1 pseudogene is annotated in these 605 nt (G+C 64.6%); it reads left to right on the top strand.

Annotated elements, in window-relative coordinates:
* Window positions 1-605: pseudogene (locus tag ACTJLC_RS31815) on the top strand (nitrite reductase (NAD(P)H)); the annotation flags it as partial.

Here is a 605-nt window from a genome sequence, read left to right as displayed (position 1 = left end):
TACGGCAAGGCGCTGCGCACCGTGAAGTCGTGCGTGGGCTCGACGTGGTGCCGTTATGGCGTCGGCGATTCGGTGGGCCTCGCGGTCGAACTGGAGAACCGCTACAAGGGCCTGCGCACGCCGCACAAGATCAAGTTCGGCGTGTCGGGCTGCACCCGCGAGTGCGCGGAAGCGCAGGGCAAGGACGTCGGCGTGATCGCCACCGAGAAGGGCTGGAACCTTTATGTGTGCGGCAACGGCGGCATGAAGCCGCGCCACGCGGAACTGCTCGCGTCGGATCTCGATCGCGAAACGCTGGTGCGCTATATCGACCGCTTCCTGATGTTCTACGTGCGCACCGCCGACCGTCTGCAACGCACCAGCGTGTGGCGCGAGAGCCTCGAAGGCGGCCTCGACTATCTGATCGACGTGGTGGTCAACGATCACCTGGGCGTGGCGGCGGAACTGGAATCGGACATGCGGCACGTGGTCGAGACCTACGAATGCGAATGGAAGAAGGCGGTGACCGATCCTGAAACGCGCAAGCGCTTCCGCCATTTCGTCAACAGCGACCAGGCCGACAACACCGTGACGTTCGTCGAGGAGCGCGGGCAGATTCGTCCGGC

Origin of the sequence: Paraburkholderia sp. 22099, from assembly GCF_052045835.1 — a bacterium.
GTDB classification, from domain to species: Bacteria; Pseudomonadota; Gammaproteobacteria; order Burkholderiales; family Burkholderiaceae; genus Paraburkholderia; species Paraburkholderia terricola.
Note: the sequence above shows the minus strand (reverse complement) of the source record. Positions and strands in the feature narration are given on the sequence as shown.